The organism is Caulobacter sp. GW822-FHT07D08, from assembly GCF_058798735.1.
Map to the genome: position 1 here is coordinate 378,084 of NZ_JBXAKU010000003.1, position 17,452 is coordinate 395,535.

General features: G+C 67.5%; 12 protein-coding genes. 6 read left to right on the forward strand and 6 right to left on the reverse strand.

The window, feature by feature from the left end:
* Window positions 1-37: 37 nt before the first annotated feature.
* Entirely contained in the window at window positions 38-2,944 is a 2,907-nt protein-coding gene (locus AC1RJ9_RS08345) for a TonB-dependent receptor (RefSeq protein WP_492837639.1), read from the reverse strand.
* A gap of 347 nt (window positions 2,945-3,291) precedes the next feature.
* On the opposite strand from AC1RJ9_RS08345, the gene AC1RJ9_RS08350 reads away from it, so the two are divergent.
* On the forward strand, window positions 3,292-3,972 hold the full coding sequence (locus AC1RJ9_RS08350; protein ID WP_492837638.1) for a SapC family protein: 681 nt from the start codon (window positions 3,292-3,294) through the stop codon (window positions 3,970-3,972).
* The gene (locus AC1RJ9_RS08355) at window positions 3,969-4,991 is read left to right on the forward strand and encodes a cupin-like domain-containing protein (protein ID WP_492837637.1); all 1,023 of its coding nucleotides are present in this window, start codon (window positions 3,969-3,971) and stop codon (window positions 4,989-4,991) included. Before AC1RJ9_RS08350 ends, AC1RJ9_RS08355 begins: the two co-directional genes overlap by 4 nt.
* A gap of 33 nt (window positions 4,992-5,024) precedes the next feature.
* On the opposite strand, the gene AC1RJ9_RS08360 is transcribed toward AC1RJ9_RS08355, so the two are convergent.
* A complete protein-coding gene (locus AC1RJ9_RS08360) occupies window positions 5,025-7,097 on the reverse strand; it encodes an alpha-L-arabinofuranosidase family protein (RefSeq protein ID WP_492837636.1) in 2,073 nt (690 codons plus the stop codon).
* A 242-nt stretch (window positions 7,098-7,339) separates the two neighbouring features.
* Between AC1RJ9_RS08360 and AC1RJ9_RS08365 the strand changes: the two genes are divergently transcribed.
* The gene (locus AC1RJ9_RS08365) at window positions 7,340-8,437 is read left to right on the forward strand and encodes an alpha/beta hydrolase (protein ID WP_492837635.1); all 1,098 of its coding nucleotides are present in this window, start codon (window positions 7,340-7,342) and stop codon (window positions 8,435-8,437) included.
* A 30-nt stretch (window positions 8,438-8,467) separates the two neighbouring features.
* Here AC1RJ9_RS08365 and AC1RJ9_RS08370 read toward each other — a convergent pair whose 3' ends face one another.
* The 3 genes from AC1RJ9_RS08370 to AC1RJ9_RS08380 are packed head-to-tail and all read right to left on the reverse strand — an operon-like array spanning window position 8,468 to window position 11,542.
* On the reverse strand, window positions 8,468-9,394 hold the full coding sequence (locus AC1RJ9_RS08370; protein ID WP_492837634.1) for a Gfo/Idh/MocA family protein: 927 nt from the start codon (window positions 9,392-9,394) through the stop codon (window positions 8,468-8,470).
* On the reverse strand, window positions 9,391-10,377 hold the full coding sequence (araD1, locus tag AC1RJ9_RS08375; protein WP_492837633.1) for an AraD1 family protein: 987 nt from the start codon (window positions 10,375-10,377) through the stop codon (window positions 9,391-9,393). The genes AC1RJ9_RS08370 and araD1 overlap by 4 nt, the downstream gene beginning before the upstream one ends.
* A gap of 19 nt (window positions 10,378-10,396) precedes the next feature.
* Window positions 10,397-11,542 carry an aldose epimerase family protein gene (locus AC1RJ9_RS08380; RefSeq protein WP_492837632.1) on the reverse strand — a complete coding sequence of 382 codons (1,146 nt, stop codon included), beginning with the start codon at window positions 11,540-11,542 and terminating at the stop codon, window positions 10,397-10,399.
* Window positions 11,543-11,667: 125 nt separating this feature from the next.
* On the opposite strand from AC1RJ9_RS08380, the gene AC1RJ9_RS08385 reads away from it, so the two are divergent.
* The 3 genes from AC1RJ9_RS08385 (at window position 11,668) to AC1RJ9_RS08395 (ending at window position 16,553) form a co-directional block, all read left to right on the forward strand.
* On the forward strand, window positions 11,668-12,981 hold the full coding sequence (locus tag AC1RJ9_RS08385) for a sugar MFS transporter (protein ID WP_492837631.1): 1,314 nt from the start codon (window positions 11,668-11,670) through the stop codon (window positions 12,979-12,981).
* Window positions 12,982-13,164: 183 nt separating this feature from the next.
* Window positions 13,165-14,967, forward strand: a complete 1,803-nt coding sequence (locus AC1RJ9_RS08390) for an IlvD/Edd family dehydratase (protein WP_492837630.1) — start codon at window positions 13,165-13,167, stop codon at window positions 14,965-14,967.
* A 26-nt stretch (window positions 14,968-14,993) separates the two neighbouring features.
* On the forward strand, window positions 14,994-16,553 hold the full coding sequence (locus tag AC1RJ9_RS08395) for a glycoside hydrolase family 43 protein (protein ID WP_492837629.1): 1,560 nt from the start codon (window positions 14,994-14,996) through the stop codon (window positions 16,551-16,553).
* Between the two features lie 8 nt (window positions 16,554-16,561).
* Here the strand turns inward: AC1RJ9_RS08395 and AC1RJ9_RS08400 are convergent, their stop codons facing one another.
* Window positions 16,562-17,299, reverse strand: coding sequence for a FadR/GntR family transcriptional regulator (locus AC1RJ9_RS08400; RefSeq protein ID WP_492837628.1), 738 nt, complete (start codon window positions 17,297-17,299; stop codon window positions 16,562-16,564).
* Between the last annotated feature and the right edge of the window lie 153 nt (window positions 17,300-17,452).

Genomic DNA, 17,452 nt, shown 5'->3' on the forward strand with positions numbered 1-17,452 from the left:
CGACGGCTCGACGTTCCCAGTCTAGGGGAGGGGAATACTAGAAGCGGAAGCGGACCCCGGCCGTATAGCGGCGGCCGTAGGCGAACACGTCGAGCAGTTGGTTGTCGAACCGCCCGTGCGTGCTCTGGACTTCGTTGGTCAGGTTGAGCGCCTCGAAGAAGCCGGTGATCTGCTTGGTGATCGCGTAGCTGGTGCTGAAGTCGATCTGCAGGTTCGGGTTCTCGAAGGTCGGCTCGGAGCCGAACGCGCCGGTGTTCTGGTTCTGGCCGAAAGCGCGCAGATACTCCTTGCGGTAGTTGACCGCCACGCGGGCCTCCAGACCGTTCTTGTCATAGAAGGCCACGAGGTTGGCCGAGTTGGCCAGGCCCGTGATCGCGAAGCCGCTCTGGGAGATGTCCTTGGGATCGTAGGGCTTGTTGGTGTCGACGAAGGTGGCGTTGGCGTTGAAGCCGAAGCCGCTGTCGCCGAACACGTGCTGCCAGGCCAGTTCGACCCCGCGCACGGTGGCTTCCGGTCCGTTCACCTGCTGGGTGACGCTGAAGATCGCCGGCTGGCCGGTCGTTGGATCGATCACGCCATTGATCGTCTGCCGCTGGGTGCCGCCGACGATGAAGTTGCTGACGTCCTTGATGAAGAAGTTCACCGCCGCGTACGAGTTGGGCTTGTAGTACCACTCGACAGCGGCGTCGAAGTTGTCGGCCAGATAGGGCTTCAGCGAGGGGCTGCCGCCACTGGCCGTCAGGGCGCCGACGCGCTGGCCGGTGCCCACGCTGGCCACGGGGGTCAGCAGGTTGAGGCCCGGGCGGGTCAGGGTGCGTGAAGCGTCCAGACGCAGGTGGATGCTGTCCGTCAGCTCCAGCTTCATGTCGAGGCTGGGCAACAGGTACGAGTAGTTGCTCTTGGTCGACACGCTCTGGGGCGCGCTCAGCGACACGGTCAGCAGGGTGGGATCCCCGGCGCTGCGCGTGATCGCCGTCGGCACCTGACCGAAGCCGGCCGAGGTGACGTGGGTGTTCTCCTCGCGCACGCCGGCGTTGAAGTGGAACGGCATGCCGGCCACCTCGATGTCGAAATTGGCCTTCACGAACAGCGACCACGTCTTCTCAGTGATGTCGCGGATGCTGCCGTTGTCGAGCGCCATGTCGAACGCGCCGGTGAACTGGGTTCCGACGCCGCTGCCGCTGTAGTTGAAGCCGGGGATGTTCTTGGCTTGCGGGTTGCCCAGGCCGGTCAGGAACTTCTGGTACTCCTGAGCGTCGAACTTCAGCAGGTAGGGCGGCAGGGCGCCGTCGAAGCCGGGGATGAAGTTCTTGGTGCTGACCTTCTCGGTGAACAGGCTGGCCGGGACCATGACCCCGCCGTTAGGACCCGAGGCGGGACCGTAGCCGGGATAGGCCTGCCAGAAGTTGTTCACGAACGTGTTGCTTTGCTGGAACTTGTAGTGGTCTTCCAGGTAGGTGCCGCCGGCCTTGATCTTGAAGCCGTCCTGCTCCCACGACCCGGCGAAGCGCAACTGCTTGACGACGTCCGTGTTCTGCTGGGCCTGGCGCACCACCACGTGGGAGCCGATCACCGAGGTGTCCGCCCACCGCGACCCGTCGCCGTTGGGGCCGTAGCCGTGGAGGACCGGAAGCGTGTTGTCGCTGCTGCCGCCGATGCTGATACCCAGGGACGGGCCGATGCCGAAGCCGTAGCCGACGTCGGCGTTGTCGCTGGTGATCTCGCCGCCCGGGTTCATCCAGCTCTTGGCGTAGCTGCCGTCGGCCTCGAACTTCAGGTTCTCGGAGACCTCCCACTGCAGGTTCAGGCCCGTCTGGTTCGTCCGCAGGACCGAACGGTCGGTGCCGGCCGTGAAGTCGGTCTGCGAGCCGGCCTGGGTGAAGTCGACCGTCGTTCCGTTCTGGTCAAGCTTGACGTTCCGAAGGCCGTCCTGGTTGAACCAGATGCCGTAGCCGAAATTGTCCGCGCGGATGTTCTGGCGCGAATAGTTGTCGTCCAGGGTGACCGTCACGCCCTCGACCGGCGCCCATTGCAGGGCGATGCGGCCGTCGAGGCGCTCATCCTTGGTGTAGATCTGGGTCGCGCCGGCCTGTTGCTCGAACCAGCCCAGGACCGTCTTGCCCGCGGAAAGCTGGGCGGGGGTGCACGCCGCCGTCAACTGGCACGGTGCGTAGTAGCCGCCCGGCCAGCCGCTGACATAGACGCGGTTGGTCTGGGTGTCGTGGCGCGTGTACATCGCGTCGACCAGCACCCCGAACTTGTTGTCGGCGAACGTGTCGCTGAACAGCGCGCCGACCGTGGGCACGAACTTGCCGGCGTCGTCCTGCACCGAACCCGACGCGCTGAGGGCCATGCGGCGACCCGGATGGTCGAAGGGCTTGGGGAAGGAGACGTTGACCGTCGCGCCGATCGAGCTGCTCGACAGCGACACGTCCGGAGTCTTCAGGACGCTCAGGCCGCCGACGAAGTCCGCGCCGACGGTGCTGAAATCGACCGAGCGACCGCCGGTCGCCGTCGAGATCCGGCGGCCGTCGTACAGGGTCTCGTTGAAGTCGCCGCCAAAGCCGCGGACCGTGATGCCCTGCGGCTCGCCGCGGGCCCCGGAACGCTGGATCGACACGCCCGGCAGCCGCTGCAGCGAGGCGGCGACGTTCGAGTCGGGGAACTTGCCGATGTCCTCGGCCGAGATGGCGTCGACGACACCGGCCGAACTGCGCTTGATGTCGAGGTTGCGTTGCAGCGAGCCGCGCAGGCCCGTGACGATGACTTCCTCGACCACGCTTTGATCGGAGGCTTGCGACGCGCCGGCCTGTTCCGCGGCCGGAGCGGCCAGGGTCGAGGCGGTCGAGATCACCTCGTCGGCGGTTTCCGTGGCGTTGGCGGCGCCGCAGAGGGCCAAGACCAGCAGGCTGGACGCGCCGACAAGCGCGAGCCTACCGCTCAATCCGCGCGCGGATTTACTCTGATAAGAAAAGTTGGATAGCTTCATTTCCCCCTCCAGGTGTCATGGGATGACTTGTTACCGGCACGTGCGGCCGGCCTTATCCGCGAGCGTTCTAATGTCGCGAATTCACTGGGTATGAGGGAGACTCGCCAAAGCGCGGCGTAGGTAGCGCATCACATCCTCCCGCATGCATTCTTATTACTTATGGGAGAACGGTAGCTCCAAAAGGTACCGGTATCAATATCTATTTGTCGGTGTAATTATCGTCGCGTTAGACCTCTGTCGCTGGACGCGTTAGGGGTAACCAAAGCCGCTCCGAACAAACGGCGAGCGGCGGGGGAGGGACGATGGATCTGCAGTTGCTGAACGCCCAGGATCACGGCCGCCTGCGGCTTGGCCCGCTTCCGGCGGCCGGCCCGCACTTCGTCCAGATCGTGCCGTCGGAATTCGTCGCGGCAGCGGCCGTGTGCCCCGTCTTCCTGACCAAGAACGCCGACACGGGTCAGTTCTATGCGGGCGCCATGTTCGGCTTCGAGCCGGGCGAGAGTCTTGTTGGCGTCGGGGAAACGACCCAGGCCTCGTTCACGCCCCTGGACCTCGAGCGCCAGGGGGTCTTTCTGACCGACGGCGGCGTGATCGCCGTCGACCGTGATCATCCCCGGTTCGTCACCGGCCAGGGCGCGCCGCTTTTCGACGCGCAAGGCGAACCCACCGCCGCCACCCGCCGGCTGCAACATGTCCTGGCTCAGCTGCAGGCGGGCGTGGCCGAGAGCGAGCGCTTCATACAGGGACTCCTGGCGCTGAAGCTCATCGAGCCGATCGACATCGATCTCTCCTTCGATGACGGCCGGAGTCTTTCTCTGAACGGGCTCTATACCGTCAGCCTCGACGCCTTGAGCGAGCTGGATGACGCGGCCGCGCTGCGGCTTTTCCGGCGCGGGGATCTGCAGCTGGTCTACGCGATGAGCGGCTCGCTCAGGCAGGTCTCGGCGCTGGCCAAGCTGCGGAACGACAAGCTCGCCGCATGAAGCCGCCGCCCTCTCCTGGGCCTCGGCGGGCCGAGCCGGGCGCTCTTGCCCTCGGCGGGACCGAAGCCTTCGCCGAACTCGCCGCCGGTTGCGAACCGGTCGTGCTGCCGGGTCTGTGCGGAGCCTGGCCGGCCGTGCAGGCCGCCAACATCGGATGGCCGGACTTGGTGGCCTATCTCCTCGACTTCGCGACCGATCGCATGGGCGAAGTGTTCGTCGGTCCACCGGTCATCGCTGGTCGCTACGACTATGGCGACGGGCCCGAAGGGTTCAATTTCGACCGCGTATCCATGACCCTGGCTCAGGGACTGGATCGCATGGGCAAGGCCGCCGCCGACGCCGGGCTGGCCAGCCTCTACATGGGTTCGCTGCCGGTCGACGACTATGTTCCAGGCTTTGACAAGGACAACCGGCTCGACCTGCTGGGGCCGGCGATCCGGCCGCGCGTTTGGCTGGGCAATGCCGGCCGCGTGGCCTGCCACTACGACACCTACGACAACATCGCCTGCGTCGTGGCCGGGCGAAGACGCTTCACCCTCTATCCGCCCGATGCGGTCGGTGATCTCTATGTCGGGCCGATCGACCACACCCTGGCAGGCCAGCCGATCGCCATGGCGGCCGGCGCGCCAGCCGATGATCCGCGTTACCCGCGCTTCGCGGCCGCCGCGTCCCGCGCCTGGGTGGTCGAGCTTCAGCCCGGCGACGCGCTGTTCCTGCCCAAACTCTGGTGGCATCAGGTCGAGGCGCTGGAGCCGGTCAACATGCTGGTCAACTACTGGTGGGACGCCGCCGCCGTCGGTCCCGACGCGCCCTACCTGACGATGATGCTGGCCATGACCGCCATCGCCGAGCGTCCGCCGGCCGAACGCGCGGCCTGGCGGGCGTTCTTCGATCACTACGTCTTCCGGCCCGACGGTCATCCGCTGGCCCATCTGCCGGTCGAGCGCCATGGGCTGCTCGACAAGAGCGCCCATGGCCGCGTCCGGGCCCTGGTCATGCGCGCCCTCCGCGGCGGCTAGGGCGCCAACCCCGGAGGCCGGCGCCCGTTGACGTCAGCGCCGCACGATGGGGAACTCGAAGATGGTCACCGAGGTGGGCGAGACCGACAGGCCCTTTGACAGGGCGGCGGCGGAGCCCTCTTTGACCGTGACGCCGTCCGGCGCCCCCACTTTGTTCTGGGCCTTGAGGTCCGGACCGCTCAGCACCCACTTGCGGCCGGGCCCGCCCACGGCGAGCGCCTTGAGGTCGAGCTTCACGGTCTGGGCCTCGAAGGTGGCGTTGACGACGCCGACCCGCAGGGCCTTGCCGTCCGGCGTCAGGCCGGCGATCACGTCGAGCGGGTAGGTCGCGCTGCCGGCGCGCACCTGGGGATGGGCGAAGCCGACGGGATAGCGCGGGGCCGGTTGCGGGGCCTGGCCTTGAACGGCCAGCGGCGTGACGCCGGTCCCGAAGCGCTCGCCATAGAGTTTGAAGATCAGGCCGGTTGTGTTGAGCGTCGCCGCCGTGGGCGTGATGTCCATGGTCGAGGCGCCGGTCGTGAAGGCGCCCATGGTCAGGAAGTCGGTGTGGCGCAGCATCTCCTGCAGCACCATGGCGTAGGCGAGGGCCGACTTGAGATTGACCTCGCCGAAATAGGCGTACTCGTCGATCGACAGGAAGATCTTCTTGGCCTCCATCGCCGGGAAGCGCTTCTGGTAGATCTTCCACTCCTCGGCCTTCATCCGCACCTGGTTCGAGGGCGCGCGGACGTATTCGATCAGTTCGGCGTCCTTGGGCGCGTCCGGCCGCGCCTCGGGGCGATCGTACCAGTGCTCGGAGATGCCGTCGAAATTGCCCCAGGCCTTGGCCAGGAGGCCGCCGGTCCAGTCCCACTCGGTCCCGAACTTGGGGGCGATGCTTTCCAGGGAGGCGTTTTCCTTGGTGTCCTTCGGATGCATCTGGTCGGGCATGGCGCCCGAGCCGATCAGGGTGATGCTTGGATCCACCGCCCGCATCGCGTCGGCGAAGGCGTTGTGCTTGATCATGAAATAGTCGAGCGAGGTCTTGCCGATCTGCCACCAGCCGTAGGGCTCGTTGCCGATGTTCCAGAACTTGACGCCATAGGGCTCGGGGTGGCCGTTGGCGGCCCGACGGGAGCCCCAGGGGCTGGTGGCCGGGCCGTTGAGATACTCGACCTCCTCGGCCGCCGAATTGGCGTCGCCCAGGCCGGCGTTGACGGTGACATAGGGCTCGACGCCAATGATCCTGGTCAGATCCATCCACTCGTCAATGCCGATGTCGTCGGGCTGCATGGCGCTCCAGGCGTGGTCGAACATCGGCGGGCGCTTGTCGCGCGGACCGATGGCGCTGTGCCAGTCCCAGTCCGACAGGAAGTTGCCGCCCGGCAGGCGCCACATGCCCGAATTGAGCGATCGCGCGATCGCCGTGGTGTCCGCGCGCCAGCCGCGGATGTTGTCGGAAGGCATCAGGGACACCGCGCCGACGCGGAACGAGCCGGAGCCCAGGCCGGTGATCTCCAGGCGCGCGTCGGTCGCGTCTGCCGTCGGGGTGAAGCTGAAGTCGGCGCGCTTCCAGGCCGCGTCTGGCGCGGGCAGGGTCACGGTCTGGCGTGCCTCAGGACCGTCGCCCCAGATCAAGGTCACTTCGATCCTGGCTCCCGGATCGCCGGCCAGTTGCAGGTAGCCGTCGTAGCGCTTGCCCTTGGCCAGGCCGATGCCGGCCTGTGACAGGCCCTTACGGGTCGTGGCGTCCACGCCGATCACGGGACTTTGCTTCCCGACATAGGGCGCCTTGGCGTCCATCGTCACCGCATTGTCCGCGCCCACGGGGCGCCACTTGCGATAGGTCACCCCGGGCCGACCTTCGGCGTTCAGGGGCGGGGGCTGATCGAGGGCCGGCGCGACGACCGGATAGTAGAACTTGCGGTCGTCCAGCATCTCGGCCCACAGCGTGCGGGCCACCAGTCCGCCGATCGGCTCGATGAACATGCCGTATTCGTATTTGGTGATCGGCGCGGCGCGCTGGGCGCCGTCGATGGTCACCGTGACCGGCGTCGCCGCGGAGGTCATGGTGGCGACCACCATCGACCCAGCCAGGCACGCGCCCAGCATCAATCCGTATCGCATCGTCTTCTCCCTAATTACTCAGTCTTTTTTGAATTGTGGACGCGACGCGCAGCGCCATTTTCGTGGCGTCCGTCCTCGTCGAGTTACCCCGTTCTAGTGCTCGGCATGCAGGTCAAAGGCGTCTTCCGAAGGCCGCCTGCAATCCAGCCGGAACGGTTGACGTCGAAATCTTTTAGACGGACAAATGGTAACGCTAACAAATTGCGCGACGCAAGATCGCAAAGTGAACAGGGAGGGTTTGAATGAAGAGATCCGAGATCAAGGCCGGGCGCGGCCATGGCTGGGCCAAGCTGGCCTGCGCGATGGCGATCGCGCTGTCCGGGACGACCCTGGCGCAGGCCCAGGTGGCCACCAACGCGCCCCCGGCCGTCGCCGGCGCCAAGCCGGTCACGCTCCAGCGCATCAAGGTCCATTCGCCGGCGATCGAGGGCAATCTCGAGGGCGAAACCGCCGATCGTGACGTGCTGGTGTTCCTGCCGCCAGGCTATGCCAGCCATCCCAAGCGGCGCTATCCGGTCGTCTACGCGCTACACGGCTACTCGATCGGCGCCGAGCAATGGAGCGGCGAGATCCACGCGTCCCAGACGATCGCGGGGGCCTTCGCCAAGGGCGCGGGCGAGGTGATCGTCGTGCTGCCCGACAGCAAGACCGTGCACAACGGCTCGATGTATTCCAGCTCCCAGACCACGGGCGACTTCGAGACTTTCGTTTCCCGGGACCTCGTCGCCTATGTCGACCAGCACTATCGCACCCTGGCCCGGCGCGAGAGCCGTGGCCTGGTGGGCCACTCGATGGGCGGATACGGCGCCAGCCGGATCGGCATGCGCCATGCCGACGTGTTCGGCGCGCTCTACATGATGAGCCCCTGCTGCCTGTCGCCACGCGATCCGGCGCAGGCCCCTCCTGGCGCGGCCGCCGCTCTGGCTGAGGTCAAGACGTTGCAGGACGCCGCCAAGCTGCCTTGGGGCCTACGCGCCCAGCTGGCCACGGCCGCGGCGTGGTCGCCCAATCCGGAGAAGCCGCCGCTCTATCTGGACCTGCCGGTCGAGAACGGCGTGACCCGGCCGGACGTGGTGGCCAAGTGGGCCGCCAACGCGCCCCTGGCCTTCATCGACCAGTATGTCGGCGCTCTGCGACGCTACAAGGCGATCGCGATCGATGTCGGCGATCGTGACGGGCTGAAGGACGACGCGGCCAAGCTTCACGCGGTGATGGACCGCTATGGCCTGGCCAACAGCTTCGAGATCTATCCCGGCGACCACACCAGCGACGTTCCGACCCGCTTCCAGGATCACGTGCTGCCGTTCTTCAGCCGCAACCTGGCCTTCGATAGACGTTAGCGTTCCTGGCGCTGGTGAGGCCTCGCGGCCTTACCAGTCGAAGGCCGGCGCGACGCGGCGCTCGCCGAGCAGAAACGCGTCGGCGACGTGGCGCAGCGGCGAGGTGTCCACGTCGCTGGCCCCGTCGGCGATGAGCCGGGCGAAGGCGTCGTAGAGGCCCGGATATTCGCGGTCGGGTCCTTCGTGCAGCAGCTTGCCGTCGATCCACAGCTTGGCGCCGCCGTTCGTCAGCTTCAGCGCGCCGTCGTCGGTGTCGACCTCGATGTCCCAGCTTTGCGGACCGGTCTGGAGGAAATCCAGTTCGACGCGGATCGGCGCGCCGGCCGTGTCGCGGAAGTCCAGCTCGGCCTGGATCGGCGACTGCCGGTTGGCCGGCACGTGCAGCAGGCCGCGCGACAGGAAGAACGGGCGGGGCAGGACGCGCGTGGCGATCGACAGGGCGTTGATGGCGGGGTCGAAGACGCCCAGGCCGCCCGCTTCCCAGATCCAGTCCTGGCCCGGATGCCAGACGCGGACGTCTTCCTTCCAGTTGATCCGCACGGCGTTGACGGACCGTTCGGCCAGCCAGGCGCGCGCGGGCTCAACGGCCGCGGCATGGCGCGAGTGCCAGGTCGCCTGCAGGGTCAGCCCCCGGGCGGCCGCGACCTGACGCAGGTCCTCGACCTCGCTCAGCGTCGCGCCCGGCGGCTTTTCCAGCATGACGTGCTTGCCGGCCGCCAGCGCCAGATGCGCCAGGGCGTGGCGCGGCTGGGGCGGCGTGCACAGGGCCACGGCGTCGATCGCCAGGCCATCGGCCAGCAGGTCCTCCAGCCTGGCGAAGTGGGCGACGCCGTCGAGACCGGCGTGACGGCTGACGACAGCGGCCAGTTCGAAGCGGCGATCGGCGGCGATGGCCGGCGCGTGCTGGTCGTGGGCGATCTTGCCCAGGCCAACGAGAGCAAGGCGGATCGGAGTCACAGCGCCTTCACGGTCACGGGTTGCTCGACCGCCTGGGCCAGCGGGTTGCTGACCGGATAGCGGAACGGCGCGGCCTCGATCTCGAACACATCGCCTTCCTGTGTCTGGAAGCCCTCGGAGAAGGAAAGGGTGGCGGTGCCGAAGAAGTGGACGTGCACGTCGCCGGGGCGGCGGAACAGGTCGTACTTGAAGTGGTGATGCTCGAGATTGGCGATGGCGTGGGACATGTTCGCCTCGCCCGACAGGAAGGGCTTTTCCCAGATGGTCTCGCCGCCACGCACGATGCGGCTGGTCCCGCGCACATCGGCGGGGAGGGCCCCGGGCAGCAGCTCAGGACCGAGCGCCGCGTTGCGCAGCTTGGAGTGCGCCAGCCACAGGTAGTTTCCGCGCTCGATCACGTGGTCGGAGAACTCGTTGGCCAGGCAGAAGCCCAACCGGTGCGGCGTCCCGTCGGGACCGATCAGATAGACGCCGGCGATCTCGGGCTCCTCGCCGCCGTCCTGGGCGAAGCTGGGGGACGTCAGCGGCTGGCCGGGGCCGACCAGCTGGGAGCCGTCGCCCTTGTAGAACCACTCGGGTTGCACGCCGGTCTGGCCCGCCGCCGGCTTGCCGCCTTCGACGCCCATCAGGAACATCCGCATGGAGTCGGTGAGCTGTTCGCCAGATTGGGCCGCCTTGTGCATCTTGTCGCGTCCCTCGGCCGAACCGAGGTGCGTCAGGCCGGTGCCGGTCAGGAACAGGTGCGCGGGATCGGGATGGTCGATCGGCGCCAGCACGCGCCCTTCGGCCAGGGCGGCGGCGATGTCGACCGTCTCGCCCAGCGCCGATCGCGCAGTTTCGACCAGGGTCGATCGCGAGGCCAGCGCCTTGTGGGCCAGGTCCAGCAGGGTGTCGGCGACGCTGACCTGACGGGCGGTTCCCTCGTCGTCGAGCATCGCCAGGCCGCGCCGGCCCACGCCGTCGACAAATTGTACAAACGTCATTCTGGACTGTCCTTACTGGCTACTTCGCGATGGAGAGCTTGAAGACCATGCGATTGCTGTAGCGCTCGCCCGGGTTCAGGCGGATCGAGGCGAAGGCCGGCTTGTTCGGCGCGTCGGGAAAGTGCTGCGGCTCCAGCGCGATGCCGTCGCCCTGGCGATAGATCTTGCCGCTCTTGCCCACCATCGTGCCGTCGATGAAGTTGCCGGCGTAGAACTGGATGCCGGGCTGGTCCGACAGCACATCCAGCGTGCGGCCGCTCTTGGGGTCGGACAGGCGCGCGGCCAGGCGCAGGGCGCCGGACTTGCCGTTCAGGACGTAGTTGTGGTCGTAGCCGCGGCCGATGACCATCTGCGGATCGCGGGCGTCGCGGATGCGCGTCCCCACGGCGGTCGGCTTGCGGAAGTCGAACGCCGTGCCGGCCACCGGCTTGATCTCGCCGGTCGGGATCAGTTCGGCGTCGACAGGCGTGTAGCCGTCGGCGAGGAGGGTGAGGACATTGCCCATGGCGCCGGCGGCCGAGCCTTCGCCCGCGAGGTTGAACAGGGCGTGATTGCTCATGTTGACGATGGTCGGCTTGTCGGTCGTCGCGCCGTAGGTCACCGTCAGCTGGTTCTTCTCGTCCAGGGCGTAGGTCGCCGTGGCGGTCAGGGTCCCCGGATAGCCCTGGTCGCCATCCGGGCTGACATAACTCAGTGTCACGGACGCCCCGGTGGCGTCGGACTTAGCGTCCAGAACCTTCCAGACGACCTTGTCGAAGCCCTTCACCCCGCCGTGCAGAGCCGCGACGCCGTTGTTGTTCAGCGCCAATTGGTAGCTCTTGCCGTCCAGCGTGAAGCGGCCCTTGCCGATGCGGTTGGCGACGCGTCCGACCGTCGCGCCGAAATAGCTGGCGTTGCGCGCATAGGCGCCAGCGTCGGCGAAGCCGAGCACGATGTCGGCCTTGGTCCCGTCGCGGCCCGGCGCGACCAGCGACTGAAGGGTGGCGCCGTAGGTGATCACGGTGGCGCTGACCCCGTGAGCGTTGGTCAGGGTGAAGGCCTCGACCGCTTCGCCCGAGGGCGTCTGGCCGAAGGCGGCGCGCGACAGGGTCGCGGCATGACCGGCGATCGGGCCAGCGAGGGTGAGCAGGGCCACCGCTCCAGCCGACAGGTTTGCGACGCGCATTCGAACCTTCTCCCCGATCCTGTTGACCGCTCTCGATTGACGGTCATGGTGACCGCCATATACTCCGACAAAACAAACGTGCGCAACCGACGTCGCGCCGAGCATCACATTCGGGAGACTATCCAATGGCGCCAGCGCCCATGACGTCGGCCGCGCGGTCGGACGGCGGTTCCGCGGTCACGCAGAAATCGGCCCTGACCCTGCTGGCCAGCCTCTTTTTCATGTGGGGCTTCATCACGGTGATCAACAACACCCTGCTGCCGCATCTGCGCTCGGTGTTCGACCTCAACTACACCCAGACCACCCTGATCGAATCGACCTGGTTCATCGCCTATTTCGTCGCCTCGTTGCCTTCGGCCAAGCTGATCGAGAAGATCGGCTATAAGCGCGCCCTGGTGACCGGCCTCCTGATCATGGCGCTGGGCGCGCTGCTGATGATCCCGGCCGCGCGGATCCCGTCCTACGGCGTGGTGCTGACGGCGCTGTTCATCATCGCCTCGGGGATCACTCTGCTGCAGGTCGCGGCCAATCCCTATGTGGCGGTCATCGGACCGCCCGAGACGGCCTCCTCGCGTCTGAACCTCGTGCAGGCCTTCAACTCGATGGGCACGACGCTGGCGCCGCTGTTCGGCGGCTGGCTGATCCTGTCACGCTCGGCCTCGGGCAACAGCCAGGCCGGGGCGGTCCTCACGCCGGCGCAACGCCTCGCCGACGCCCAGTCGGTGCAGCTGCCGTACTTCATCGTCGCGGTGGTGCTGGTGGCCCTGGCGGTCGTCATCGCCTTCTACAAGCTTCCTGAGCTGGGTCTGGCCGCTCAACGCGCCGGCGCGGAGGAACGCAAGAAGCACTCGCTGTGGCGCCACCGCAATCTGGTGCTCGGCGTGCCGGCCATCTTCATCTACCTGATCGCCGAAATCGGCGTCAGCAACCTCTTCATCAACTTCATCTCCGCGCCCGAGATCGGCGGCGTCACCCATGCCCAGGCCTCGCGCTACCTGTTCCTGCTCTGGGGCGGGATGATGGTCGGCCGCTTCGTCGGCAGCCAGCTGATGCGCAAGGTCGCCGCGGAGAGGATCCTGGCCGTGGCCAGCCTGCTGGCGTTCGTCGTGATGATCGTCACGGTCCTGGCCCATGGGCCGCTGGCGATGTGGAGCCTGATCGCGGTGGGCCTTTTCCACTCGATCATGTTCCCCACCATCTTCACGCTCGGCATCAAGAACCTGGGACCGCTGACCGAAGAGGGTTCGGGGCTCCTGGTCATGGCCATCGCCGGCGGTGCGCTGGTGGTGGTCCAGGGGCAGATCGCCGACGCCTACGGCCTGCAGGTGTCGTTCCTGCTGACGGCGGTATGCGAGCTCTATGTGCTGTTCTACGCGCTCTGGGGCTGCAAGCCGACCGGGGGCGCGCAGGAGGCGGACAAGGTCGGCGAAGCGGCCTGAATCGGCTCCGCCATGCGCCCAACGCGGTTGCGCGCATGGCTAAGGCTCGGCCTAGTCGATTGACCCTGTTTCGTTGAAATTATAGTCAGACAAATACGAGCGAGGCGCGCGGTGATTTGCCACTCTGATGGAGTTCAGCAAGCTACCGGCGCCGAGCCGGACTAAGCAGCGACAAGGCTCTTCATGGTTTCCCCCACAAGCGACGCACCCAAGCTCCGTTCGCGCGCCTGGTTCGATAACCCCGACAACACCGACATGACCGCGCTTTATCTCGAGCGCTACATGAACTTTGGCCTGTCGCTGGAAGAACTGCAGTCGGGCAAACCCATCATCGGCATCGCCCAGACCGGCTCGGATCTCTCGCCCTGCAACCGGCATCATCTGGTCCTGGCCGAGCGCGTGCGCGAAGGCGTCCGCTCCGCCGGTGGGATCGTCCTGGAGTTCCCCGTCCACCCGATCCAGGAGACCGGCAAGCGTCCGACGGCGGGGCTGGACCGCAACCTGTCCTACCTCGGCCTCGTCGAGCTGCTCTACGGCTACCCGCTGGACGGCGTGGTGCTGACCATCGGCTGCGACAAGACCACGCCGGCCTGCCTGATGGCGGCGGCGACCGTGAACATCCCGGCCATCGCGCTGTCGGTCGGGCCCATGCTGAACGGCTGGCACAAGGGCAAGCGGACAGGCTCGGGCACCATCGTCTGGCAGGCCCGCGAGATGCTGGCGGCCGGCGAGATCGACAACGCCGGCTTCATCAAGCTGGTGGCCAGCTCCGCGCCCTCGACGGGCTACTGCAACACCATGGGCACGGCCACGACCATGAACTCGCTGACCGAGGCCCTGGGCATGTCGCTGCCCGGCTCGGCGGCGATCCCGGCGCCTTATCGCGACCGGCAGGAGAACGCCTACCGGACGGGCCTGCGCATCGTCGACATGGTCCACGAGGACCTCAAGCCGTCCGACATCCTGACCCGCGACGCCTTCCTAAACGCCGTGGTCGTCAACTCGGCCATCGGCGGCTCGACCAACGCCCCGATCCACCTGAACGCTCTGGCGCGCCATATCGGCGTCGAGCTGTCGATCGACGACTGGCAACAGTTCGGCGAAGAGGTGCCGCTGCTGGTCAACCTGCAGCCGGCCGGTGAATATCTCGGCGAGGACTACTACCGCGCCGGCGGCGTGCCGGCGGTGTTCGGCCAGCTGATCGAGCAGGGACTGATCCGAGAGGACGCCAGATGCGCCTCCGGCCAGACCATCGGCGAGCAGTATCGCGGCGCCGCGATCGAGGACGAGGACGTCATCCGTCCCTTCTCGCGGCCGCTGGTCGAGCGAGCAGGCTTCGTGGTCATGCGCGGCAACCTGTTCAACTCGGCGATCATGAAGACCAGCGTGGTCAGCCAGGAGTTCCGCGAGCGCTATCTGTCCAATCCCGATGATCCGGACGCCTTCGAGGGCGACGCGGTCGTCTTCGACGGGCCCGAGGACTATCACCGCCGGATCGACGATCCTGCGGTCGGGATCACCTCCAACTCGATCCTCTTCATGCGCGGCGCGGGGCCGGTCGGCTATCCCGGCGCGGCCGAGGTCGTGAACATGCGCGCGCCCGACTACCTGATCAAACAAGGCGTCCACCAGTTGCCGTGCGTCGGCGACGGGCGCCAGTCGGGCACCTCGGGCTCGCCCTCGATCCTGAACGCCTCGCCGGAAGCGGCGGTGGGCGGCGGCCTGGCGCTGCTGAAGACCGGTGACCGCGTGCGCTTCGACCTGCGCAAGTCGCGCGTCGACGTGCTGGTCTCGGCCGCCGAGATCGTCGAACGCCGCAAGGCCCTCGATGTGGCGGGCGGCTTCGCCTATCCGGAAAGCCAGACGCCGTGGCAGGAAATGCAGCGCGCGGTGGTCGGCCAGATGGAAACCGGGGCGGTCCTCGAACCGGCCGTCAAGTACCAGCGCATCGCCCAGACCAAGGGCCTGCCGCGCGACAACCACTAGTCGCCTGGCGACTATTCGAGGGCCTCATGCCAAAGCCATCCACGCTGATCGTGTCGGCCCTAGCCCTGGGCCTGGCCTGCGCCGCCGCGAGCGTCCAGGCCCAGGTCTGGCGCTCCGATAGCGGGCAGGGGACCTATCACAACCCGCCGCTCAACGCCGACTATCCCGATCCAGACATCATCCGGGGCGGCGAGGATTTCTATTTCGCCTCGACCACCTTCGTGAACACGCCGGGGCTCACCCTCCTGCACTCCAGGGACCTGGTGAACTGGGACATCGTCAGCCACGTGATGCCGAAACTGACGGGCAATCCCAAATACGACCTGGCCGACGGCGGCGACTATCGCCACGGCGTCTACGCCCCCAGCCTGCGCCGCCACGGCGGGCGCTTCTACATCACCGTCACGCCGGTGGGGCGGAACACCCGGATCTATTCGGCCGCCGACATCCGCGGACCCTGGAGCATGCGCGAGCTCGATCGCGAAGCCTTCGACCCCGCCCTGTTCTTCGACGACGACGGCAAGGGCTATATCGCCACCGCCAGCAGCGCGGACGGCACGATCACCCTGCTCAGCCTCAACGCCGACCTGACCGCCGTCACCAGCGCGCGGAAGATCCACTACATCAAGGGCGCCGAGGGCTCGAAACTGATCAAGCGGGGTGGCTGGTACTATCTGTTCAACGCTATCCCGCGACGCCTGGCCCTGACCGTCTCGCGCGCTCGCAGCCTGACCGGGCCGTGGGAGACGCGCGACCAGATCGACGACACCACCGGCGGCCACCAGGGCGCGCTGGTCGATCTGCCCGACGGCGGCTGGTACGGCTTCGTGATGCGCGACGCCGGCGCCATCGGCCGCGTCACCAATATCAGCCCGGTGTTCTGGCGCGACGACTGGCCGGTCTGGGGGACGCCCGAGGCGCCCGGCCGCGTGCCCGACGTCGCCGCCAAGCCCATCGCCGGCGGGGCCTTCGTCGAGCCGCTCAGCTCCGACGATTTCGGCGGCAAGGCGTTGGGCCGGCAGTGGCAGTGGAACCACAATCCCGACGACAGCCGCTGGTCGCTGCGCGAGCGGCCGGGCTATCTGCGCCTGAAGGCCACGACCAGCGACCAGTTCTGGACCGCGCGCAACACCCTCTTGCAAAAGGGCCAGGCGCCGCGCGGGCGGGGCGTGGTCAAGCTGGACGTGCGGGGACTGACGGTCGGCGACGCCTGCGGCTTCGGCACGTTCGGCAAGTTCTCCAGCCAGTTGGTCGTCACCCGGACGGCCGACGGGCGGGGTGCGCTGTCCGCGCGCCTGGTCGAGAGCACCCAGGAGGGGCCCAAGACGACGCCGCGGGGCGAGGCCTTGGCGATCCCGCTCGCGGACCTGTGGCTGTCGGTCGAGATGGATTTCACCACCGACAAGGCGGCCCTGGGCTACAGCCTGGACGGCAAGGCCTGGACCGCTATGCCGGGTGATTTCCCGCTGGCCTTCGACTGGCGGACCGGGACCTTCCAGGGTCAGCAATACGGCCTGTTCTGCTACAACCCCAAGGGCGGCGAGGGGCGGCTGGACGTCGACAGCTTCACGCTGAGCAAGCCCTAGGAGAGGCTCTACATCGCCGATCGGGTGTCATCCAGCGCCAGGTCGACGAGGGCGCGCATGGCCGCGCTGGCCGCGTCGGGATCGCCCGCCGCGATGGCGTCGAAGACCTTGGCGTGGTCGGGCACCGGATCGCGGGGCAGGGCGCGCGAGCGCTGCTTGAACTCGGTGGTCCAGCTGACCGCGGCGCTGATGCTGGCGCTGAGCGCCATCATCGCGCTGTTGTGCGTGGCGCCCAGAAGGGCGTCGTGGAAGGCGCGGTCGGCCGCCCGGCCAGCCTCGGTCGCCAGGGTGTGGCGGCGCATCTTGGCCAGGGCGTCCTTCATGGTCTTGAGGTCGTCCTTGTCGCGTCGCTCGGCGGCGAGGCGCGCCGCGGCGGGCTCGACGATCGCCCGAAGCTCGAACAGGTCGCGCACGAAGCTGACGTCGGGTTCGGCCGAGAAGGCCCAGGCCAGCACCTGAGGATCCAGGATGTTCCAGCGGCTTCGCGGCAGCACCCGGGTGCCCGCCTTGGGGCGGCTCTCGACCAGGCCCTTGGCGGTCAGAACCTGGACGGCTTCGCGATAGGCGCTGCGCGAGACGTCCAGGGCCTCGGCGTTGGCGATTTCGCCGGTCAGCTTCTCGCCGGGCGCGATCTGGCCCGAGACGATGGCGCTGCCCAGATAGTGCGCCACCGCGCCCCGCAGCCGTCGACCAGACCCTCTCGCCGATCGGGGGATCGACTTGTCGTCTGGTTCGTCGGTGGACATGGGCTCGGGCTCCTGCGTGGGTGCGCTCGTTTCTATAAGCGCAAGCACGCGGGCGTTGGCAAGTTGTCAGGCAAGTTTGCCGCCGCGGCATGATCGTCGCCGCCGGCCATGACGGCGAAGGCGCTTCTTCCCGCATGATGCGATGGGAGCCCT